General features: G+C 39.4%; 23 protein-coding genes and 1 other RNA gene. 5 read left to right on the top strand and 19 right to left on the bottom strand.

Going from position 1 to position 21,102, the window contains the following annotated elements; translation table 11 throughout:
- Positions 1–11: 11 nt before the first annotated feature.
- The gene (locus NSQ54_09850; protein ID WYP28377.1) at positions 12–1,511 is read right to left on the bottom strand and encodes a carboxypeptidase M32; all 1,500 of its coding nucleotides are present in this window, start codon (positions 1,509–1,511) and stop codon (positions 12–14) included.
- 134 nt (positions 1,512–1,645) lie between these two features.
- On the opposite strand from NSQ54_09850, the gene NSQ54_09845 reads away from it, so the two are divergent.
- Positions 1,646–1,969 carry an iron-sulfur cluster biosynthesis family protein gene (locus NSQ54_09845; protein WYP28376.1) on the top strand — a complete coding sequence of 108 codons (324 nt, stop codon included), beginning with the start codon at positions 1,646–1,648 and terminating at the stop codon, positions 1,967–1,969.
- A gap of 26 nt (positions 1,970–1,995) precedes the next feature.
- Here the strand turns inward: NSQ54_09845 and NSQ54_09840 are convergent, their stop codons facing one another.
- The 17 genes from NSQ54_09840 to NSQ54_09760 form a co-directional block, all read right to left on the bottom strand.
- Positions 1,996–2,199 (bottom strand): hypothetical protein, encoded by a 204-nt coding sequence (locus tag NSQ54_09840; protein ID WYP28375.1) that lies wholly within the window; start codon positions 2,197–2,199, stop codon positions 1,996–1,998.
- Between the two features lie 73 nt (positions 2,200–2,272).
- Positions 2,273–3,046, bottom strand: coding sequence for an N-acetylmuramoyl-L-alanine amidase (locus tag NSQ54_09835; protein ID WYP28374.1), 774 nt, complete (start codon positions 3,044–3,046; stop codon positions 2,273–2,275).
- A 107-nt stretch (positions 3,047–3,153) separates the two neighbouring features.
- Entirely contained in the window at positions 3,154–4,713 is a 1,560-nt protein-coding gene (locus NSQ54_09830; protein WYP28373.1) for a gluconokinase, read from the bottom strand.
- A 33-nt stretch (positions 4,714–4,746) separates the two neighbouring features.
- Complete coding sequence (locus NSQ54_09825; GenBank protein ID WYP28372.1) at positions 4,747–5,109, bottom strand: hypothetical protein; 363 nt, start codon at positions 5,107–5,109, stop codon at positions 4,747–4,749.
- Between the two features lie 100 nt (positions 5,110–5,209).
- The gene (locus NSQ54_09820; protein WYP28371.1) at positions 5,210–5,566 is read right to left on the bottom strand and encodes a DUF4870 domain-containing protein; all 357 of its coding nucleotides are present in this window, start codon (positions 5,564–5,566) and stop codon (positions 5,210–5,212) included.
- Between the two features lie 180 nt (positions 5,567–5,746).
- On the bottom strand, positions 5,747–5,944 hold the full coding sequence (locus NSQ54_09815; GenBank protein ID WYP28370.1) for a hypothetical protein: 198 nt from the start codon (positions 5,942–5,944) through the stop codon (positions 5,747–5,749).
- Between the two features lie 126 nt (positions 5,945–6,070).
- Positions 6,071–7,210 carry a class I SAM-dependent RNA methyltransferase gene (locus NSQ54_09810; GenBank protein ID WYP28369.1) on the bottom strand — a complete coding sequence of 380 codons (1,140 nt, stop codon included), beginning with the start codon at positions 7,208–7,210 and terminating at the stop codon, positions 6,071–6,073.
- A 141-nt stretch (positions 7,211–7,351) separates the two neighbouring features.
- Positions 7,352–8,566, bottom strand: coding sequence for a serine/threonine transporter SstT (gene sstT, locus NSQ54_09805; protein WYP28368.1), 1,215 nt, complete (start codon positions 8,564–8,566; stop codon positions 7,352–7,354).
- A 181-nt stretch (positions 8,567–8,747) separates the two neighbouring features.
- Entirely contained in the window at positions 8,748–9,542 is a 795-nt protein-coding gene (locus tag NSQ54_09800) for an ATP-binding cassette domain-containing protein (GenBank protein ID WYP28367.1), read from the bottom strand.
- Positions 9,526–10,521, bottom strand: a complete 996-nt coding sequence (locus NSQ54_09795; protein WYP28366.1) for an ABC transporter permease — start codon at positions 10,519–10,521, stop codon at positions 9,526–9,528. The genes NSQ54_09800 and NSQ54_09795 overlap by 17 nt, the downstream gene beginning before the upstream one ends.
- Before the next feature lie 58 nt (positions 10,522–10,579).
- A complete protein-coding gene (locus NSQ54_09790) occupies positions 10,580–11,581 on the bottom strand; it encodes an ABC transporter substrate-binding protein (protein ID WYP28365.1) in 1,002 nt (333 codons plus the stop codon).
- A gap of 182 nt (positions 11,582–11,763) precedes the next feature.
- Positions 11,764–12,149: RNase P RNA component class B (gene rnpB / locus NSQ54_09785), an RNA gene on the bottom strand.
- 72 nt (positions 12,150–12,221) lie between these two features.
- Entirely contained in the window at positions 12,222–12,623 is a 402-nt protein-coding gene (locus NSQ54_09780; GenBank protein ID WYP28364.1) for a reverse transcriptase-like protein, read from the bottom strand.
- A 17-nt stretch (positions 12,624–12,640) separates the two neighbouring features.
- Positions 12,641–12,958: a cell division regulator GpsB gene (gene gpsB, locus NSQ54_09775; protein WYP28363.1), complete on the bottom strand. Its 318-nt coding sequence runs from the start codon at positions 12,956–12,958 to the stop codon at positions 12,641–12,643.
- A 91-nt stretch (positions 12,959–13,049) separates the two neighbouring features.
- A complete protein-coding gene (locus tag NSQ54_09770) occupies positions 13,050–13,601 on the bottom strand; it encodes an SLOG family protein (GenBank protein WYP28362.1) in 552 nt (183 codons plus the stop codon).
- Between the two features lie 65 nt (positions 13,602–13,666).
- Entirely contained in the window at positions 13,667–14,209 is a 543-nt protein-coding gene (locus tag NSQ54_09765) for a spore coat protein (protein WYP28361.1), read from the bottom strand.
- Positions 14,210–14,426: 217 nt separating this feature from the next.
- Positions 14,427–15,686 (bottom strand): ribonuclease H-like domain-containing protein, encoded by a 1,260-nt coding sequence (locus NSQ54_09760; protein ID WYP28360.1) that lies wholly within the window; start codon positions 15,684–15,686, stop codon positions 14,427–14,429.
- A gap of 372 nt (positions 15,687–16,058) precedes the next feature.
- Here NSQ54_09760 and NSQ54_09755 point away from each other — a divergent pair, with 372 nt between their 5' ends.
- From NSQ54_09755 to phnE (NSQ54_09740), 4 genes are all read left to right on the top strand, one after another.
- Entirely contained in the window at positions 16,059–17,030 is a 972-nt protein-coding gene (locus NSQ54_09755) for a phosphate/phosphite/phosphonate ABC transporter substrate-binding protein (GenBank protein ID WYP28359.1), read from the top strand.
- A 108-nt stretch (positions 17,031–17,138) separates the two neighbouring features.
- Positions 17,139–17,909: a phosphonate ABC transporter ATP-binding protein gene (gene phnC, locus NSQ54_09750; protein WYP28358.1), complete on the top strand. Its 771-nt coding sequence runs from the start codon at positions 17,139–17,141 to the stop codon at positions 17,907–17,909.
- On the top strand, positions 17,906–18,706 hold the full coding sequence (gene phnE / locus NSQ54_09745; protein WYP28357.1) for a phosphonate ABC transporter, permease protein PhnE: 801 nt from the start codon (positions 17,906–17,908) through the stop codon (positions 18,704–18,706). The genes phnC and phnE (NSQ54_09745) overlap by 4 nt, the downstream gene beginning before the upstream one ends.
- Entirely contained in the window at positions 18,703–19,485 is a 783-nt protein-coding gene (gene phnE, locus NSQ54_09740; GenBank protein ID WYP28356.1) for a phosphonate ABC transporter, permease protein PhnE, read from the top strand. Before phnE (NSQ54_09745) ends, phnE (NSQ54_09740) begins: the two co-directional genes overlap by 4 nt.
- A gap of 37 nt (positions 19,486–19,522) precedes the next feature.
- On the opposite strand, the gene NSQ54_09735 is transcribed toward phnE (NSQ54_09740), so the two are convergent.
- Positions 19,523–21,094 carry a bifunctional UDP-sugar hydrolase/5'-nucleotidase gene (locus tag NSQ54_09735; GenBank protein ID WYP28355.1) on the bottom strand — a complete coding sequence of 524 codons (1,572 nt, stop codon included), beginning with the start codon at positions 21,092–21,094 and terminating at the stop codon, positions 19,523–19,525.
- Positions 21,095–21,102 lie beyond the last annotated feature (8 nt).

Raw genomic sequence — 21,102 nt, 5'->3', positions numbered from 1 at the left:
CCGCCTTAACATTAAAGCTTGTATAACGTTGTATATTTATCATTTAAGTAATGAATCAGCGGCTTAGCATCGATTCCAGAACCCGTTGTATCTTTTAAGATGTCAGCTGGCTTTTTGCCTCGACCGAACTGATGTACATTTTCCGTCATGTACTGACGAATTGGCGCATAATTTCCTTCTCGGATTAAATCATCAAATCCAGGATTTGTTTTAGTGAATGACTCTTTAAGTTGAGCAGCATAAATGTAACCTAAAGCGTATGAAGGAAAATATCCAAAGGATCCAAAAGACCAATGTACATCTTGAAGCACGCCTTCACCATCGTTGCTAGGCTTCACACCAAGGTACTCAACCATTTTCTCATTCCACACATGTGGTAAGTCTTTTGCAGTAAGGCTTCCTTCAATCAGTGCTTTTTCTAATTCATAACGAAGGATGATGTGTAAGCAATATGTTAACTCATCAGCCTCAATACGAATTAGAGATGGCTTCGCCTGATTTACGGCAAAATAGAAGTCTTCAAGACTTAACTGATCAAACTGTCCGTTCGCATGCTTTTTTAGTAATGGATAATTACGTTCCCAGAACGCCATATTCTGCCCAACAAACTTCTCCCAGAACAAGGATTGAGATTCATGGATGCCCATAGACGTACCCCCGCAAAGCGGTGTACCCATTAATGTTGGAGAGATATTTTGCTCATATAACGCATGGCCTCCTTCGTGTATCGTACCAAACAGTGAGACACGGAAATCCGACTCATTGTATTTAGTTGTCACACGCACGTCGTAAGGGTTAATACCCATCGCAAATGGGTGGACTGTCTCATCCATACGTCCTGCCGAGAAATCAAACCCGATTTCCTTTAAGATGTCTTTACTTAATGCTTGTTGGTTGGCTTTAGGGAAATGAGCGAATAAGCTATCCATTTTTGGTTGGTGAGAAGACTCTGTTACCGCTTGAACTAGGGGAACTAGATTGTTTCTCAACTCAGCAAAGACCTCATCAATGGTATCTACAAACACACCAGGCTCGTAATCATCAAGTAGAGTGTTATACACATGGCCTGTATCCTCACCATAGTAGCCAATAAAACGTTTTTTAAATTCAATTAGTTTTTCTAAATTCGGACGGAACATGTCAAAATCAGACTGATCCTTAGCATCTTCCCAAAGTGTTTCTGTTTGAGATTGAAGTGTAACGTATTCTTTAAATTCTTCAGCAGGTATTTTTGTATTACGATCGTAATCCTTACGCGATTCCTCTATACTTTTTGCTGTAATTTCGGATAGAGACTCCTTTTCACCTTCTAGCTCAGTAAGCAATTCATTCATCTCTGTTGATGTAGATAAAGCAAACACATCTGAAGAAAGTGTCCCTATTACTTCTGAACGTTGTGCTGCTCCTTTTTTAGGTGCCCCGGTGCGAGCATCCCAAGCAAGGAGTGAAAGTGCTTGATTATAATGATTTTGTTTTTGGACAAGGCCTAAATATTTTTCTTCTGCTTTCATTTTGAAAACCACCAATCTTTTATGTACTAAATGGAACCTTTACTTATTTCGACATTCGAAAAAGATGTTCCTTCTCATTTTCGAAACTTTTCTGCTTAATATGATACACTTACTTATGTAAGGAGGCGTTAGTTATGCAATTAACATTGTCAGATTCAGTCGTTTCATTATATAAAAAAGAAATGGAATTGAGTGATGGCGAATCCGTTCGTCTATATGTAAGAGTTGGAGGCGTTGGTTCAGGAGGATTTTCAGTTGGTGTAATGAGAGATGTTCCCACTCCACAATCATTTATTATTGAAAAGCAAGGTATTTCTTTCTTTGTTACTCCAGATGACTTTTGGTATGTGGACGGAATGACAATTGACTATCAAACAGATCTTGACCGAGTAGAATTTATACAACCTCGATTTGAGGATGCAGCTCATCCTGAGGAACATACAAAAAAAGAAGCGTAAGCTCATTGTCTTCCGCTTCTTTTTTCTTACAAATACGATTGCTTTGTTACATATTGCTGTGTATCTAAATAGTCAGAGCGAGCTTCTTCAATAAATGCGTTTGCTTGTTGAACCTGTTCGCCGTTCATCTCACTAAGCTCGGCAGCGATGTTTGCTTCAGCCGTTCTTAATGCTTTTTCTAATCTTTTTAGAACGGATTGTGCGTACGCATCGTTTTTCATTACATCCATTGTCATTCCCCCATATCATTCAGAAACTGCTAATAATCTTCCCATCTATGAAGGTATGCATACATCTGATGAATTATGAAAGAATGACTTGAGCCTCAAATCCTTTACCGCGAAGTTCTACTGCAAACGCTTCAGCATTCGCTTGATTCGAAAATGCCCCAACTTGGACCTTATACAGACCACCTTCTAACCGAATAAATGGTTGGTACCCTGCTTGTTCTAGTCTCGTTTTTAATAGAGTAGCATTTTGTTCACTACTAAAGGCGCCACTTTGGACCCGATACACACTCCCTCCACCAGAACCCGGCTTTCGCTGCAACTGGAACGCACGAACAATTCCGTTAACATGACCACGTGCAACAGAACGTAGAAAAGCAGCATCTTTTAATAAGTTCGCGTCACTTACTCGATCAATAAAAAGATTCTCTGTTAAAATCGCTGGCATACTACTACCTCGTAATACAGCGAAATCAGCCGATTTTTTGCCACGATCTGTGACTGACAATTGCTCCATAATCGCATCATGCACCGTGTTTTGCAGTTGTACAGTTCTAGTGGCACGACTTGAATGAACAAAGGATTCAAAGCCCGTTCCACCACCAGCATTAATGTGGATTGATACAAAATAATCTGCGCCCCACTGATTAGCTAAACGACTACGTTCTGAAAGTGAAACAAACGTATCCGTTGAGCGACTCATCCGAACTTCAACATTTTGATATTCTTCTAGGAGCATGTCCCTAGTAAGACTTGCAATTGTAAGCACAAGCGCTTTTTCCTGTAATCCATTTCCCACTGCTCCTGGATCCGTACCACCATGACCTGGATCTAAAAAGATCTTAACCATTAAATCCCCTCCTATATCATAAATCGTGGTGCAATCTATCATACGGGGGTGAGATTTATACGGAAACGGCTAATCACTTAGGTTTACATAATCGGATTATCATCCACTTATTCATAAGGTTGATTGATATAGTTTTTTTGAATCCCTGCAAGCTGCTGAAATGGGGTTTCTAATGCTTGGTAAAGAGATTGATAGATCTCGAAGATATGTGCGTACGACTCGTGTGTGTGATGATCTGGCTCAACTGATTGTATCACTTCCGTCCAGCGGTCCGATTCTTCTAAATTACGCAAGTGCCCTGATCCGATTAGAGCTATTATGCCGGCACCAAAGGCTGATGCATGATAGCTTGTTGGGATTTCAATCGTTTGACCAAAGACATCTGCTAGTATTTGCAGCCATAGCTCTGATCTAGCAAAGCCGCCAGATGCGCGGATCTCTTGAATGGGCCCACCTAACTCCTGCAAAGCAGTACCAACTGAATAGATGCTAAAGATGACACCCTCGAGCAATGAACGAACAAAGTCTGCTTGTGTATGGTGATTAGCTATCCCAATGTATCCTGCACGAGCATCCGGATTCCAATACGGGGCCCGTTCTCCATTTAAAAATGGCATAAAGATTAATCCTTTGGCTCCAGCTGGTGAAGTAGAAGCTAGCTGCAATAAATACTCATAAAGGCCCTCTGCCATGGGTTCTTCACCCATAGAGGACTTTCCTTTTGACCACTCATCGCGGAACCATCTAAATGCATTTCCACCATTATTTGTTGCGCCACCAATGACCCATTTATTTTCTGTTAATGCGTAACAAAATGTGCGTTGTAGAGGATCCGTCATTGGCTTATCAACGGTTCTCCTGATGGCGCCACTTGTTCCAATTGTTATGATTGTTTTATCACTCGCACCAGCCCCAGCGCCAACATTGGCTAATACACCATCACTTGCGCCAATAACAAATGGCATTGTTGCGCTTACACCTAATTCATTTGCAAGACTAGCGTGAGGTAATTCTTTTTTGTATGTAACTGGAACAAGAGGTGACAATTTATCTGTAGATAGTCCAATAGACGACAAGATGTCTTGGTCCCATTCATTCATTTTAAGGTTAAAGAGACCTGTAGCTGAAGCAATTGAATAGTCAACAACAAATTCACCAAATAAATGAAACCAAATATATTCTTTAATGGAAACGAATTTGTAGGCTTCATTAAATACGACAGGCGTATGCTCTCTCATCCATATTAACTTCGATAAAGGAGACATGGTATGGATGGGTGTTCCAGTTCGCATATAAAAGGCTAATGCTTCATTTGTTTCTTTAAGCTTCCTCACTTGCTCAGCGCTTCGGTTATCAGACCAGATGATACTATTTGTCATGGCCTTACCTTCTTTAGTAACAGCAACTAAAGAATGCATCGCTGTAGAAAAACCTGCTGCAGCAATTTCTCGAGGCGCAAGACCTGAGGATGCGATGGCTTGTTTAATGGATCCCTTTACCGCTTGGAGGATTACCTCAGGATCTTGCTCTGACCAAGCAGGCTGTGGCGAAAGTGTTGGGTAACTAATCTCACTCGACCCCGCAACCACTCCTTGTGTATTAAAGATCATTGTTTTTGCGCTTGTTGTCCCGACATCAATTCCTAGCATTAATAGATCTTGACTCAAAAAATCGCTCCTAACTAAATATGGTAAATGAAATTATGAAAGATCACTGATTAATCTGGAGAGGTTCGATGAATGATCGAAGACTTCTTTACTATGATGCTGGTCCATCCAATCTTGAATGTCTTCAAGTCGGTCAAGTAATCGATCTTCAAGCTTTCCCGATAGAGAAAAATGTTGAATACGTGGGAGAGACTGACCTGATTCCTGCTCAATCATGTTAACGCTTAATTGTTCAGCAGTTTTAAAAGAATCATCTACATCTTCTTCCGCTAAAAGAGCCTTTAATCCATCAAACATTAGCTGATGAATATCCTTACTCTCCGTACTCTTAAACAGTATTGATTTTTCATGGTTTTTGCCTACTACGTAACTCGTAATAATAAGTGTATTCATCATGACCAACCACCTTTACTCCCCCATCTTAGCATCCATCAAAAGATGAGACCAGTTTTAACCCAAAGAAAAACGACGAACCTAGGCTCGTCGCTAAAATCGTTTATTTAATGAAAGGAATCGTAAGGGGGATGCGGTACACCTCACCGTTAAATGCTTTTACAGCACCAACGATTGTGAAGATAAACCACAATAGACCAACCACAGGTAAAATAATTAACCCGATAAAAAGCACGATGGTTATAGCTCCAATAATTGAATAAATGGTATAAGAAATAATAAAGTTGAAATACTCTTTCCCGTGTTTATCAACAAAAGACGAATTTTCTTTTTTTACTAACCATATAATTAATGGTCCAATAATTGTTGTAAAGAAGCTTGATACATAAATTAGCATTGCGAGCACACGGTCATCTGATGACGGTTCCTCGTAGTAATCAATAATTTCATTGTTTGGCATGATTATTAACTCCTTTTTAGCAACATTATTTAGTACCATAACCTGTATAACCTTAATGTGAGAAACTAAACGCTGGTCATGATGAGGATCTAAGAGTGACAATGATTTTATTATCTTTACACAAAGTATATACGTTTGATGCTCCAAAAGGTTTCACTTTAATCATAGCAACCTCTTTAACTAATTTTTATGCTTATATTTAATAAACTCAATATTAAATTTTACGATATAAAAAAGTGTTCCTATAACGGCTACTACAAATGCTATAAAGCTTAACGTCATCATATATCCTCCGACAGTAGTTTGTAGCACATTATTTAAAATCAAACCTACGACGGCATAAGCAATCGCTAAGATGAGATACATTTTTTTGTTCAAATTAACACCCCTTTACCTAAACCTAATTGGTTAATAAGAAAAGAACACATTATCCTTATATATACCTACTCATTCAATGAATAGCTTATAAAAATAATGTGTTCTTAGCTGGTAGACCTTTCTTACTTAGGCTTTCCTCGGCGGTCTCGGGCCAAAGTACTGATAGTAATCGGTTTTTAAATTACCGTTATATAATTTACGCTTCTTAGAGGCTTTTTTCCCGTAGAATTCCTCAAACTGTTCGTTTGACGTTAACATATAAACAGACCATGTATCATGATTACGTAAGGCTTCACCCATTTGCTTATACATGAATTCAACCTCGTCTCTTTCCCCGATCCGCTCACCATATGGAGGGTTTCCGACGATAATCCCATAGCTGCCTTTATGGCTGAAGTCACGTACTTGCATTTGTTTAAAGGTAATTAAGTCTGCAAACCCAGCTTCTGCTGCATTATTTTGAGCGAGCTCTACGCTTCGATGATCAATGTCAGAACCTAAAATGTCCAGCTTTTGATCGTAGTTTGCTAAATCCTCTACTTCTTGTCTTGCAAGGTTCCAGCGATCCTTACCGATCCAATCCCATTCATCTGAGGCAAAATCACGATTAAAACCTGGTGCTAAGTTCTGGCCAATCATTGCTGCTTCAATTGGAAGTGTGCCTGATCCACAGAATGGGTCAGCAAATGGACGATCTGGATTCCAGGTTGTCAGCTTTATAAGAGCGGCAGCCAATGTTTCTTTAAGGGGTGCTTCGTTATGGAAGTAACGGTAACCACGCTTATGAAGTCCTTCACCACTTGTATCCAGGGTAAGTGTTGCTACATCCTTGTGTAAGGCTACTTCAATTCGATAAAGCGGACCATCTTCATCAAACCAGCTAATATTGTGTTTTAATTTCAGGCTCTCAACAACTGCTTTTTTCACAATCGCCTGACAGTCTGGAACGCTAAATAAAGTCGATTTTACGGAACGTCCAATAACCGGAAACTCTGCATTAGCAGGAATCAAATCAGCCCATGGTAGTGCTTTTGTTTTTTCAAATAATTCATCAAACGTAAAGGCTTTAAATTCTCCAACAACCAATTTCACACGATCAGAAGTACGTAACCATAGGTTAGCACGAGGTATTGCTTGTATATCTGCCATAAAGGTAACTTTTCCATTTTCAACAGTAACATCTTCATATCCTAAGTCTTTCACTTCTTTTGCAACAATTGATTCTAGTCCCATTGTAGCTGTGGCTAGTAATTTCACTTTATTCATTTATTCTAACTCCCTTATGTCTTAAGCTTTCCTCATTATACGGGTTGAGCGGGTTGCTGACAAGGAACCCATTGATTTGCTTCGATTGCAACAAAAAAAGCGAGTTCCTTTCATAAGGAACTCTCGCTCTTTTAAAAATGGTTATTTTCCTGCTAGTCGGTTTTCTCTTGCTTCAGCTGCAGCAGTAAACATCACATCAGTTGACGAATTTAAGGCAGTCTCTGCGGAATCTTGAACTACACCAATGATAAACCCAATTCCTACAACCTGCATGGCAATATCAGCTGGAATCCCAAACAAACTTGCAGCGAGTGGGATCAACAATAAAGATCCGCCCGACACACCTGAGGCTCCACATGCACTAATTGTCGCTATAAAGGATAGTAGTAACGCTGTTAACAAATTCACCTGTATATCCAATGAATGGACGGTTGCGAGCGTCAAGACCGTAATCGTTACGGCTGCACCCGCCATATTAATTGTTGCTCCAAGCGGAATGGCGATTGAGTACGTGTCTTTATTAAGTCCAAGCTTCTCACTTAGTTTTAAGTTTACAGGAATATTAGCTGCTGAACTACGAGTGAAGAAGGCTGTTATTCCGCTTTCCCGTAAGCAAGTTAACACAAGTGGATATGGATTTTTTCTTGTAAAACTATAGACGAATAATGGATTAACGACTAATGCAACAATAAACATACAGCCCAGTAATAAGGCTAATAGTTTTCCATATGAAAGAAGCGAACCGAGCCCATTTGCTGATATAGATTCAAACACTAAACCTAATATCCCTATTGGGGCAAATCGGATAATCCACTCAACTACTTTAAGCATGACGTTTGATGTATCTTGCAATAATACTTTTGTTGACTCGCCAGCACGGCGAAAGGCTAGTCCAAACACAATGGCCCATGCGAGAATCCCGATAAAATTAGCTTCTGTTACTGCTTTAATCGGATTATCCACGATGCTTAAAAGAATGGTTTGTAGAACGTCAACGATTCCTTCTGGAGCTACGAACCCTTCTGGACTATCTACTAAATCCAAACGCACCGGAAACATGAAACTTGCAATGACCGCGATAACCGCAGCAGAAAACGTGCCAACCAAATATAAAACAATGATTGATTTCATGTTTGTTTTCTTATTTTTTTGATGCTGTGCAATAGATGAGATAACTAAGAATAGCACCAAAATGGGGGCAATCGCTTTAAGAACACCTACAAATAACGTTCCTAGAATGCTAACAGGAGATGCAATATCAGGGATTGTTATCGCAAGAACGATCCCAACAAGAAGTCCAATTACTATTTGTTTGACTAAGCCAAGCTTGTTCCAAGATAATAAGAATTTTTTCATATCTGCTCCACTCTCGATGTAAAGTATCTGTTATATGTACTAAATACGTCCTCTATAAAAAGACATCTGTATTCAACAGGTGTAATTATAAAGTGTTTTTTTGAGGAACACAAGTGTCATTTTAGACCAGTTTAAAATCAAATAAAAAAACTCATCCGCAAAACGAATGAGTTTTAATTCATTATCCCAGCACAGCTCGATCACTTTCAATTTGCGTCCCTCGTATACGTTTGAATTCAGATAACAACCCTTCAACTGTCATATGCTGCTTTTTAGATTCAGGAACATCTAAGATGATCTTTCCTTGGTCCATCATAATGAGACGATTTCCTAAATCAATGGCTTGCTGCATATTATGTGTCACCATTAATGTTGTTAAATGATGCCGATCAACAATTTCACGCGTTAGGTTCGTGATCAACTCTTGTTTGGATGGATCTAAGGCAGCAGTATGCTCATCGAGTAAAAGAATGCTCGGTTCTGTAAATGTAGCCATTAGAAGAGACAATGCTTGTCTTTCCCCACCTGATAGCATACCGACTTTTGCCGACAAACGATTTTCAAGTCCAAGGTGAAGGGTTTCAAGCGACTCTTTAAAAAAAGACTTTCTTTGTTTATTCACACCTGGCTTTAACGATCGTTTTCGGTTTCTTGAGTAAGCAATCGCTAAATTCTCCTCAATTGTCATCGTGGGTGCTGTTCCAGCCATTGGGTCTTGAAAAACCCTGCCAATTAACGCGGATCGTTTATACTCTTGATGCTTTATTACTGTCTGGCCATCAATTTGTACATCACCTTCATCTGGTAGAAGAGCACCAGAAATGACATTCATTAATGTAGACTTACCAGCTCCGTTACTGCCAATAATCGTAACAAAGTCTCCTTTTTTCAGGTGTAGTTCTATTGTTTGTAGAGCCTTTTTTTCGTCAGACGTGCCTTCGTTAAATGTAAGAGACACATTACGCAGATTTAGCATGATTTGCGCCCCCTTCCTTTTTAGCCAGTCGATGCTTTTGTTTTCGCTTCATTCGCTCTCGCTGTTTCTCGATCATTTTAGGAGAGATTAATGCAACAATAACTAAAATAGCTGTAATTAACTTCATGTCTCCAGCTTCCAGAAAATCAACTTTAAGTGCAAACGCAACAACAATTCGATAAATAATGGCACCAAAAATAACAGCTAAGGTTGTCCGAAAAATGGACTTTGTACCGAATAACGCTTCCCCAATAATGACTGAAGCGAGTCCAATAATAATCATTCCTATCCCCATACCCGCATCAGCAAATCCACCTTGCTGAGCGATGAGTGAACCTGATAACGCGACTAATCCATTTGATAGTCCAAGCCCAAGAATAATATAGTGGTCTGTATTGGCTGAAAAGCTGCGAATCATTCGTTTGTTGTCTCCGGTTGCGCGAATAGCAAGACCGACTTCTGTTTTAAGAAAATAGTCTGTTATACCTTTAATGACAATAATTAATAAGAGCATGATGAACATAAGTGACCATGTTGAAGGCAAGGTTGTCAGTCCCAATCCTTCAAAAAATGAGCGGAATGGTTGATCTAATCCAAGTGCGTCCCATCTTTCACGAACCCAAGCAAACACAGTCGGTTCATTTAATAAAGACACTCGAGGCATACCCATAATTCGTAGATTAATCGAATAAAGAGCGATCATCATTAAAATTCCTGCTAAAAGCGGATTAATACTTCCTTTTGTGTGAAGAATCCCTGTCATACAACCAGCAACAAAACCTGCTAAAACGGCAAGGATGGTTGAAACAAAAGGGTCAACGCCGTTCACTATCGAAATAGCCGCAACTGCAGCACCTGTAACAAAACTTCCGTCTACTGTTAAGTCAGGAAAGTCAAGAATTCGAAAGGTTAAATAGACTCCAAGTGCCATAATGGCATAGATAAATCCGAGCTCTAATGCCCCGTAGAATGCAAGCATAGTACCACTTCTCCTTTAAACGTAAAACCGACCTAATAAAGAGGTCGGTCTATTCTTATCAATTTGATTCGTATGTGCTTGCTGCGTCTTCCCATTCTTCCTTCCACTCAATCCCTTGTGCCTCTGCAGCCTCACGATTGATTACTAGGTTGATATCAGCTGGAGATTGGACAGGTAGCTCACTTGGTGATTTATCTCCATTTAAGATATCTACAGCCATTTCGCCAGCCTGGTAACCAAGTGTGTGGAAATTCACACCAAACGCAGCAAATGCTCCAGAATCAAGTGATTCAGGATCGCTTGCAATTAAAGGAAGATCACGATCGTTAGCAATCCCAACGATGGATTCCAATGCGGAAATCACCGTATTATCAGTAACAAGATAAATAAGATCTGCATCATCGGCGAGAGCCGTTGCTGCGGATTGAACATCTGCAGACGTTGCGACCGTTCGTTCTGTTGTACTTAAAGAAGTACTATCTACTTCATCTTTGATCGCATCAATCTGAACAACCGAATTCGATTCTCCTGCATTATAAACAAGACCAATGGTGGAATCAGGGAAATTCTCTTCTATAAAAGCAACCGTATCGCTAATCGCTTCTGGGTGAAGATCTCTTACTCCAGTAATTAAATCACCAGGTTCGTCAAGTGCAGTAACAAGGCCGGCTTCAACTGGATCTGTAACAGAAGTAAAAACGATTGGAATATCTTGCGTAGCTTGCAAGGCACTGATCGCACTTGGTGTTGAATTAGCAAAAATTAAGTCTACTCCATCTGAAACAAAATTTGTTGCAATCGTTGATGTATTATTCGGATCCCCTTGAGCAGACTGAAACGAGTACTCTGCATTAATTCCTGCATCTTCAAGTGCATCCTGAAACCCTTTATAAGCTGCATCTAAGGATGGGTGCTCTAAGATTTGAGTGGCGCCAATTGTAAATGACGCTTCTTCCGTATCGTCAGCTCCTCCCGTCCCTTCTTCATTTCCGTTACCACAGGCAGTTAGAGCTAGAATAACAGTAGATGCAGTTAAGCCAGCACCCCATTTTTTTAGCATAATGATTTCCCCCTCTATATCTATGTAAGTCCCTTTTATGTTAATTGAATTTTCAGAACAAGTAAACAAAAATTTACATACATAAACGTGTTTATGCAATAAAGGAGCTAGATAAACAAAAAAAATCCCTAAAAGGGATTTTTACACGTATGAATAGTTAATCAGTCAAACATCGTTAAGCACTCGATAAGCCATGTTCTGTACCGTTGTACTGCAAGCGGTGATGAGCCTCGTACGCTGGTGGTGACCATCTATCTACAGGAGTTGCTCCTGTCCTTCTGATTTTGTTTGGTTCCAAATCAGAAAATGCCCCTACCTATTTTTGGGTTTCTCGCTCGAGGGGTTTACCTCGTTCCACTCCATTTGTTTCCAAATGGACTCCGTCACTGTGGCACTTTCAAGGAGTGTTTACCATATCCAAAAGGACTTAGGCAATTCTCCTGCCGTTAGCCAGTTACCTGACTACCCTAGCTTATGAATTGGCTAGGCACGAACACTACGGGCAATCACAGCCCGTGCGAGCATGGACTTTCCTCTATGCATTGCTGCACAGCGGCCACCTGAATGCTTAACTTAAACCTGATACGCAAACGCGCTTATCTAATATAGCTTGTTTTGAGATGAAAAGCAAGTTTTGATTTCATCGTTTCTTCTTTTGGATTGCAATCCCTTGCTTGGCTAATCGATCAGCATTTCCATTAGCCTTACTTGGTACCCATTTTAGATAAAAAAGGTCAAATTGGTCAATTAACGCAAGAGCTTCTTCAAGATAAGGTTTATAAAGGGCATTTTTTACATGCTTTCTTTCAACAGCATCATCAATTAATTGAGAATCTGTTCGAAACGAAACATTTGATAGATTTAACTCCCTGCATCGTTTCAGTGCAAAAAGAAACGCTTCATATTCCGCTTCGTGGTTAGACATAGATAAGAGCGGAATGGCATGCTCTTCAACTTTTCCATTTTTAAAATTAATAAAAATCCCAGCTCCAGATAAACCAGGATTACCAGCGCTAGCTCCATCAAAATAAACATCTACCATTATGGAGCCCTCCTCGGTTATTCGTACATTTTACTTCCAAATACTTTTTTCTCTAAATTTGAAAGACGTTGCAGAATATCGTAGTTCGTATTATTTGAAGAAGGAGCTGGACTTGATGCTTGTCTTACAGGTCTTTCCTGTAGCTTCTTATTTTCTTGACGAAGCTGTTGAAGCTCAAGCTCAAGCGCTTCAACTTTTTTCTCATAGAGCTCATAGTCTTGAATAATTGAATCCAAGAATTTGTCTACCTCGTCTGGGTTGTACCCTCTCATGCTTGTTTTAAAGTCTTTATTCAAAATTTCTTTTGCTGAATGTTTAATCTCTTGATTGCTCATTCAAATCACCCCTGCTTTTTCTTTACTGTAATATCTCACTTATATTTTTTCAAAAGTCCCGTCAAAAGTCAATTTTGTTTCTGTTTCAGAATTACCAGTCCATTTCTTCTTCTCTTCTAGCATCCTCAATATCCTCCGGTGTTAAATAAAAAATGGGATAGTCTGATGCACTGTTTTGTTTTTTTAGTGCTGGTTCCAAATAGAATTTCGGAGTTCCTGGTTGATCATGGTCATAAAGAAGGAGTAATGCATCTGATTTTTCAATTAAGAAATCATTTTTCAGCCGTAACTGTGACGGATTGTCATATACGCGATTCGTAATAGGTTTTACAAAATCAGCTTGATTTAACACATCACGATATCTTTCCTTGGACTCTTCCTTCCATTGACCTTCTTGCTCTAAAAATGGTGGTAAGACGGCAACTTTTAATTCAGGGTATAATCCCTTTAACTCGTATGCACATTCAGCAGCCCATAATTCTACGCCAGGCTGTCCACTAATAATAATCCATTCAATCCCTTCTTCGATTAATGGGATGTATCGTTTCTGTAATGCTTTTTTTATGTATGTAATCCCAATGTGTTTCTGATCAAAAATCCCTAATTCATGAGGTTTGTATCCAGTAACGAGTAAAGTTTTCATAGCATCCTCCTAAAAAAGACCGGGCCCAGAATAGGACCCGATACAGTTTACTCTATCTCATTAGTTTATCGTTTTTTACCAGATTGTGCACCCATTACTGGCCAGTTAGGCATGTTGTTCTGTGCTCCCATTACAGGCATGTTGCTTTGTGCTCCCATTACAGGCATGTTGCTTTGCGCTCCCATTACAGGCATGTTGCTTTGCGCTCCCATTACAGGCATGTTGCTTTGTGCTCCCATTACAGGCATGTTGCTTTGCGCTCCCATTACAGGCATGTTGCTTTGTGCTCCCATTACAGGCATGTTGCTTTGTGCTCCCATTACAGGGTTGTTACCCATGAATTGTTGGTTGCTAACATTTTGATGGTTAGCTTCTGTGTGCGGGCAGCTGTGTACGTGCTTATACACATGATTTGTTACGTAATCCGTGTGAGTTGGGTGAACCTCAGGAACAATATACTCACATGTTTTTTCTACTACACTATGCTTTGTAGGATGGATGACCGCAGGCATCATTTTTGTTGTTGTAGGCTTTTGCGTGTAAGCAGGTAACGTTGGGCAAGGGTTAAATGATTGACAAGGTTTACAGTGTTTTTTCTTTCCATACATAGGATTAGTGCCTCCTTTATATTTAGAATCACTAATAACCTATGTTCATGTCACTATTTGTGTACTAGTTGTATGACCTATTTTAGGTGAATCTCTTTAGAAGGCTTTAATCCACTACCTAATCAATCAAAATTCTACAGCTTTAAACAGATTTCTTATTTAATCCTCACAAAAGATGCTGAAATATGAGTGTTTATGCGCTTCCCCAGGAAATGATTCAATATTTTCTTTGCTTAGATTCGAGACGGTCTATTCGCTTTTCCAGGTCAGTTTGAAGCCTTATTCTTTTCTTAATCGGAACTGAAATTAATCCATCAATAGCAATTTGAGTAAAATCAATGGCGCTTGATAGATCTTTTTCTGAGTGCTCCATGATTTTTGCACACTCAAGAGCAGCTTCAGTGACTCGGTATTTCAAGTGAATGGATTTATGATAATAGGTAAAGGCCTCACGAAGGTTCTTTTGCTTTTTTAACAGATCAGCGTACTCATATATACTCTTAGACGCAATATCATCACGCGAACTCTTTATTCCTCTTTTTAAAAATTTGGTCGCATGCTCTGCTTCACCAATCGACGCATACCAACGTCCTAGCTCATAGTATTCCGATTCATTAGACTGCTCTTCAGGATGATCAGTAAGTTTAAACGAAAGCTTACAATAGAGAGTAATTAAGGATAACAGATCCCATTCATGATGCTTTAGAACACCTTCCATTAAAGATGGATCTTGCTCTTTCACGAAATCAAAGTAAAGCATTGGTACAAGATAACTAGGCGTATCATGTTTACGAATGAAGTTTAATTTATGTTCCTCTACTATAGGCAGCTTGCAAGAGGGCAGTTCATTACTCCACAATCGTCTAGCAGCATGTAGCAAATCAAAATGACCAAAAGCAGGCAGCTTAGGTACCTGATCTCGGACAAACGTATGGCGAGTTTTTACCTGGGGCCAATCAAACGCTTTACCATTATAAGTAACGAGATGACTTAAGTTATCAACCTCAGTTAAAAAATAGTAATACATAGCAGCTTCGGATTCAGGGCCCGGTAATAAATATTGCTTAATATGAACCCCGTCTGATTTCACCTGTGCATAGCCCAATAAAAAAATATGATGACCGGCTCCAGTGTATAGCCCGGTTGTTTCCGTATCAAAGAAAATCAATTTATCCGGTTCCACGTGTCTTGCTGAAAGTGGATGATTGCTATTACCTTGGCTCCAACGTGAACAAGCTTCAAAGAGCTGTTGAAACGTATACTCCCCGTGCTGCTGCGATAAGGGGTAAACGACTTCCCGAGCAATCACATATTGTTCATCAAGTTTTTTTATCATGGCACCAAACGTTTGCCACTGCTGTTCTACCTCGGTTAAAGGTGTAGAGTCTCCCCTACTTTTCTCTTTTTGAGATGGATTACTTTTCTCTTCAATACCCGTATGGACTTTTAAGCGACTTAGTTTTGAGCGAATATTCATAGTAAAACCTCGCTAACCGTTTATATCCTTCTATTATAGCGAATGTTTGTTTGCTTATCCACGTTTTCTCTTTCACACATTTTTCAATAATGATAGAGATTGATAAATTTTATTACAAAAGTTATTGTCTTATAATTGAGAAATTGTATAATAAACTGGTAAGTGTTGTTAGACCTTTACTAAGAGAATCCATTTAATGAATCTATACTTTTTCAGGAGAATGTAGATCTATAGGAGGGTAAAGTAGGATCCTGAGTCTATAATCTAATGATCACTCTATCATTTACAAAAATTTTACATGTTTTTAATAATGCTCTGTTATAATGATGTTTGTTTGCTAATCTTATACATATTATTAGGGGGTCTTTTTTAATGAAAAAACATTTGTATGGTACTGGATTAACATTTACATTAGCTGCAGCACTACTTGCTGGCTGTGGTAGTGGCGATTCTGACAATGATGAAACAACAACTGGTGGTAATGATGAAGGTACAGAAGGTACAGAAGAAGCAACAGGCTACGTTCCTGAAGAATTACGAGTTCAATTTGTCCCTTCTCAGAATGCTGACTCACTTGAAGCAAAAGCAAAGCCGCTTGAAGATTTACTAGAAGCAGAGCTTGATATTCCAGTTTCAGTAAGTGTGTCAACTGACTACAACACCATTGTAGAAGCTATGGCTTCTGAGCAAGTTGATGTAGGCTTTCTTCCTCCAACTGCATACGTTTTAGCAGAAGAACGTGGAGCTGCTGAAGTTATTCTTCAATCTCAACGTTACGGTGTAAATGATGAAGATGGTTCTCCTACAGATGAATTAGTAGACTTCTATAAGTCTCAAATTGTCGTGAAAAAAGATTCTGGTATTGAAAGTATTGAAGATCTAAAAGGTAAAAAGATGGGTTACCAAAGTGTAACATCATCAGCCGGTTATGTTTGGCCGGCAGCTGTATTAATTGACGCTGGTCTTGACCCACTTACAGATGTAGAGCCTGTTACATTAAAAGGCCATGACCAAGCGATTATTTCCCTGCTTAATGGTGATGTTGATGCAGCTGCAACATTCCAAGATGCACGTAATGTTGTTGAGGGTGACTACCCTACTGTTTTTGAAGACACTGAAATCCTTGAATTCACAGAGCCAATTCCGAACGACACAATCGCTGTTCTTCCAGACATGGATCAAGAGTGGAAAGATAAAATCCAACAAGCATTTATTGCCATTGGTAAAGATGAAGAAGGTCGTGAAATTATCAAGGACGTATATACACACGAAGGTTATGTAGAATCTGATGATAGCAATTTCGAAACCGTTCGTGAGTATAACGAAAAAGTTAAAACAGAGTAGTCTGTACTGAGTCGTCAAGAAGTGTAACTGTATGTTTGTGGCTGGTGGTTCCGTACCATGCGGAATCACCGGCCTTTTACGATTCCTAATAGAAGGTAGGATGTATCAATGATCGAATTTAAAAATGTTTCAAAAGTGTACCCAAATGGAACAAAAGGCCTTAATAATATGAATGTAACAATTGAAAAGGGCGAATTTGTAGTAATTGTTGGTTTATCCGGTGCAGGAAAGTCGACGATGCTTCGTTCAATTAATCGATTACATGAGATTAGTGAAGGTGAAATCTTAATTGATGGAGAGTCTATTACGAAGGCAAAAGGCAAAGGATTATATCGAATTAGACGTGATATTGGTATGATCTTTCAAAACTTTAACCTAGTAAGGAGATCTTCTGTTTTTCGTAATGTTTTATCAGGGCGTGTTGGCTATCACTCTACTTTAAAAATGATTTTCGGTCTTTTCCCTAAAGAAGACAAGGATCTTGCAATGAAAGCGTTAGAGCGTGTGAATATACCTGATAAAGCCTTCTCAAGAGCAGATGAATTATCCGGAGGACAACAGCAACGGGTATCCATTGCAAGAGCCTTGGCCCAAGAAGCAAAAATTATTCTAGCGGACGAGCCTGTCGCTTCTCTTGACCCATTAACGACAAAGCAAGTAATGGATGACTTAAAACGTATTAATGAAGATTTAGGGATTACAACGATTGTTAATTTACACTTTATTGATTTAGCTAGAGCGTATGCAACACGTATTATTGGTTTAAGAGCTGGTGAAATTGTTTTTGACGGACCAGTAGAAGAAGCAACAGACGAAGCCTTTGCTGAAATCTATGGACGTCCAATTGACGACAAAGAAATGCTAGGTGTAAATGCATGAGTCCATCTTCTCCAAAAACTAAATCTACTTCACGTTATCGGCAGAAAAAAACCAAACAAGCCTTCTCTGCATTGGCTATCGTAGTAATTCTTTGGTACAGCGGATACAATGTTGGATTCTCATTCTCTGATCTTCAAAAAGGTGCTCCAAATATGTGGGACCTCGTCAAGGAGATGGTCCCTCCAGATTGGGCGTACTTCACTCGGATAACCGAACCAATTTTAGAGACGATACGTATGGCCGTTCTCGGAACGACATTTGGTGCAATTCTTGCGTTGCCACTTGCACTCCTTGCGGCAAGAAATGTTTTGAAAACGCCGTTTATTAATGTGCCTGCACGTTGGTTACTGAATTTAATTCGGACGATTCCTGATTTACTACTAGCTGCGATCTTTGTTGCAATCTTTGGAATTGGAGCCTTTTCTGGTGTTCTTGCTTTAATTGGATTCTCACTCGGAATTATCGGAAAGCTAATCTACGAATCGATTGAAGGAATTGATGAAGGTCCACTTGAAGCCATGCGCGCAGTAGGTGCAAATCAGGTTAAATTAGTCATGTTTGGTGTTATACCTCAAGTAACAGCTCAATTTTTATCATTCAGCCTCTACTCATTTGAGGTAAATGTACGTGCAGCTGCTGTACTCGGTCTTGTAGGAGCAGGTGGGATTGGTTTGTATTATGACCAAGCACTCGGATTCTTTGATTATGCTAGAGTGTCAACCATTATTCTATATACCTTGATTGTTGTACTGATTATTGATTTTATCAGTACGTCTCTAAGGGAGAAATTATCATGAACCCACAAAAGAAAAAGATCTTTACACGTTTTGTTGTTGTGATTATTCTGATGCTCATTTATATTTGGGCATTTGCAGGTTTACCTACGATTGAAGTAAAAGAAACATCAGGCCAAATTGTTAGTGCAATATTCCAAGGGTTATTTAGTCCTGATTGGGGCTATGTGTACGATCCTGATGGCGAAGGACTGTTGAATAAACTACTTGAAACATTAGCAATCGCCATTCTTGGTACATTCATCGCAGCTGTATTCTGTATTCCACTTGCCTTTTTAGCTGCTCGTAATATTGTAAAGTCTCGAGTGATTTCACAATTTGGTAAATTCATTCTTAGTTTTATTCGCGTGTTCCCTGACATTATCTTCGCTTTAATCTTTATTAAAGCTGTAGGTCCTGGTTCTTTCTCCGGGGTATTAGCTCTTGGAATCGGATCAATTGGGATGCTAGGTAAGCTATTCTCTGATGATGTGGAAAGTGTGAATCTAAGTACAACTGAAGCATTAATTGCAACAGGTGCCAACCCGATAAAAACCTTATGGTTCGCGGTTGTCCCTCAAATTTTACCAAGTTATTTGAATTTCGTTATGTATCGATTTGAAGTAAATATTCGTGCAGCCTCTATCTTAGGGATAATAGGTGCCGGGGGAATTGGTACGCCTCTAATTTTTGCCTTACAAGTACGAGACTGGGAACGAGTGGGAATTATCTTACTTGGTATTATTGTCATGATTACCTTAGTTGACTTTATTTCAGGTAAAATACGAGCTAGGCTCGTTTAACCAAAAAAGCAGATCCATTTCGCGGATCTGCTTTTTTTTACTTCCAAATAACTTTCCAGTTTTGATTCACTTCAGAAGAAATGGTCTTATGCTTTTGAACGTATTGAATAATTAAGTCCGTCATATCATCCTGCATTTCTCGTACAACCGGTTTGTCTTTAAACATACTGTATTCCCCACCACCGCTTGCACGGTAGTTACTCATGACAACTTCGTAGGTTTGATCACCTTTAATTGGGTTGCCATTCGCTTCCTCTAATTGAACGACTCGTTCGCCCTCAGGGTTCCTAAGATCAATTGTGTAATTAATCCCTTCCCACATATCATAATTATAATGCTGCGGTTTAGGGTATAAGAAGTCAGGATTAATTTCTGGCTCCCCTTCCGTTAACATAAAGTAATTTGCACTTCGTTCTAGAGCTGCTTTTAAATCGTCCCCTGAAACTTCTAGAACCTTTAATGTATTAGGATAGATATAATTAGACATCACATCACGAATGGTTATCGTATCAGGGAATCCTTTTGACGTATTGTCAAAGAGTGCTGTGCTTGAAATAGCCGTTTGCGAGGCTTCCATTTGCACTTTATTAATAAACTCAGTAAAAGGATGCTCTTGTATACGAACGTGAAAAGCATCTTCTATTCGCAGGCTTCCCTCAACAAACCCAATTGGTTCATCAAGCCAGTTCTGTACTTCTTGTTCAATTTCTTTTGTAGCTTCTACAATTTCTGAGTCAGCTTTTGTATCTGATAATTCTACTAACTCGGTATCAATGCTGCTAATGGTCCATTGATCCTCTTTCTTTTCTAACTGAATGGTCGCTTTTCCTACAGTTGAACCGAAGTTTCCCGGTTGCAGTATCGGAACATCACCACACGTACCAGTAAGTAAACGGTGCTGATGACCTGTTAACAATAAATCAATTCCATCTACTTCATGACACAGGGCATAACCTTGGTTCTCTCCCGTTTCTTTTTCCTCAGGCTCACCAGTAACTGGATTTCGTTCAAATCCTCCGTGATATGAAACAATTAACACATCAGGCTGTTCATGTTCATGAATATAAGAAACCCATTGTTTGGCCGTTTCTACACAGTCTTTAAAAACAAGTCCTTGAATATGGTTGGGATCCTCCCAATTCGGAATATATTGAGTTGTCAGTCCTAATAAAGCAACCTTAGCACCCTCAAATTCTTTTAGTACATAAGGGGTGCCAAAGTAGCACCCGCCTGTTTCTTCATTTACTATATTTGCTGCAAGCCAAGGGAAAGCAGAATCACTTACAGCTTGATTTAATGTGTGCATCCCGAAGTTAAATTCATGATTACCCATGATCGCTGCATCATACCCTACTATGTTAGCTGCACGAATTAAAGGGTGCTGATTGCTTGAATCCTTTTTAGATACATAGGTTGTAAGTGGTGTGCCTTGAATCAAATCACCATTATCTATGACAAAAACATGAGGATGTTTCTCACGCTCTTTTTTTATTAACGTATTGATTTTCGCTAAACCAAGTGGAAGGTCATCTTCCGTGCGGTACCTGTGGGGCATGATGTGACCATGAACATCACTCGTTTCAAAAACATTAATTTGCAGGTTTTTCATACTCATCT

The sequence above is a fragment of the Alkalihalobacillus sp. FSL W8-0930 genome, assembly GCA_037965595.1.
Classification (GTDB): domain Bacteria; phylum Bacillota; class Bacilli; order Bacillales; family Bacillaceae_D; genus Alkalicoccobacillus.
Note: the sequence above shows the minus strand (reverse complement) of the source record. Positions and strands in the feature narration are given on the sequence as shown.

Bases quoted from the DNA above. Each gene is read 5' to 3' on its own strand.
- sstT (WYP28368.1), bottom strand. From the start codon at position 8,566: ATGAAAAAATTCTTATTATCTTGGAACAAGCTTGGCTTAGTCAAACAA.
- gpsB (WYP28363.1), bottom strand. From the start codon at position 12,958: ATGAGCAATCAAGAGATTAAACATTCAGCAAAAGAAATTTTGAATAAA.
- NSQ54_09780 (WYP28364.1), bottom strand. From the start codon at position 12,623: ATGGTAGATGTTTATTTTGATGGAGCTAGCGCTGGTAATCCTGGTTTA.
- phnC (WYP28358.1), top strand. From the start codon at position 17,139: ATGATCGAATTTAAAAATGTTTCAAAAGTGTACCCAAATGGAACAAAA.
- NSQ54_09735 (WYP28355.1), bottom strand. From the start codon at position 21,094: ATGAAAAACCTGCAAATTAATGTTTTTGAAACGAGTGATGTTCATGGT.
- NSQ54_09825 (WYP28372.1), bottom strand. From the start codon at position 5,109: ATGATGAATACACTTATTATTACGAGTTACGTAGTAGGCAAAAACCAT.
- NSQ54_09810 (WYP28369.1), bottom strand. From the start codon at position 7,210: ATGAATAAAGTGAAATTACTAGCCACAGCTACAATGGGACTAGAATCA.
- NSQ54_09770 (WYP28362.1), bottom strand. From the start codon at position 13,601: ATGAAAACTTTACTCGTTACTGGATACAAACCTCATGAATTAGGGATT.
- NSQ54_09795 (WYP28366.1), bottom strand. From the start codon at position 10,521: ATGCTTGCATTCTACGGGGCATTAGAGCTCGGATTTATCTATGCCATT.
- NSQ54_09850 (WYP28377.1), bottom strand. From the start codon at position 1,511: ATGAAAGCAGAAGAAAAATATTTAGGCCTTGTCCAAAAACAAAATCAT.
- NSQ54_09800 (WYP28367.1), bottom strand. From the start codon at position 9,542: ATGCTAAATCTGCGTAATGTGTCTCTTACATTTAACGAAGGCACGTCT.
- NSQ54_09835 (WYP28374.1), bottom strand. From the start codon at position 3,046: ATGGTTAAGATCTTTTTAGATCCAGGTCATGGTGGTACGGATCCAGGA.
- NSQ54_09760 (WYP28360.1), bottom strand. From the start codon at position 15,686: ATGAATATTCGCTCAAAACTAAGTCGCTTAAAAGTCCATACGGGTATT.
- phnE (WYP28357.1), top strand. From the start codon at position 17,906: ATGAGTCCATCTTCTCCAAAAACTAAATCTACTTCACGTTATCGGCAG.
- NSQ54_09820 (WYP28371.1), bottom strand. From the start codon at position 5,566: ATGCCAAACAATGAAATTATTGATTACTACGAGGAACCGTCATCAGAT.
- NSQ54_09765 (WYP28361.1), bottom strand. From the start codon at position 14,209: ATGTATGGAAAGAAAAAACACTGTAAACCTTGTCAATCATTTAACCCT.
- NSQ54_09840 (WYP28375.1), bottom strand. From the start codon at position 2,199: ATGGATGTAATGAAAAACGATGCGTACGCACAATCCGTTCTAAAAAGA.
- NSQ54_09755 (WYP28359.1), top strand. From the start codon at position 16,059: ATGAAAAAACATTTGTATGGTACTGGATTAACATTTACATTAGCTGCA.
- NSQ54_09845 (WYP28376.1), top strand. From the start codon at position 1,646: ATGCAATTAACATTGTCAGATTCAGTCGTTTCATTATATAAAAAAGAA.
- NSQ54_09790 (WYP28365.1), bottom strand. From the start codon at position 11,581: ATGCTAAAAAAATGGGGTGCTGGCTTAACTGCATCTACTGTTATTCTA.
- phnE (WYP28356.1), top strand. From the start codon at position 18,703: ATGAACCCACAAAAGAAAAAGATCTTTACACGTTTTGTTGTTGTGATT.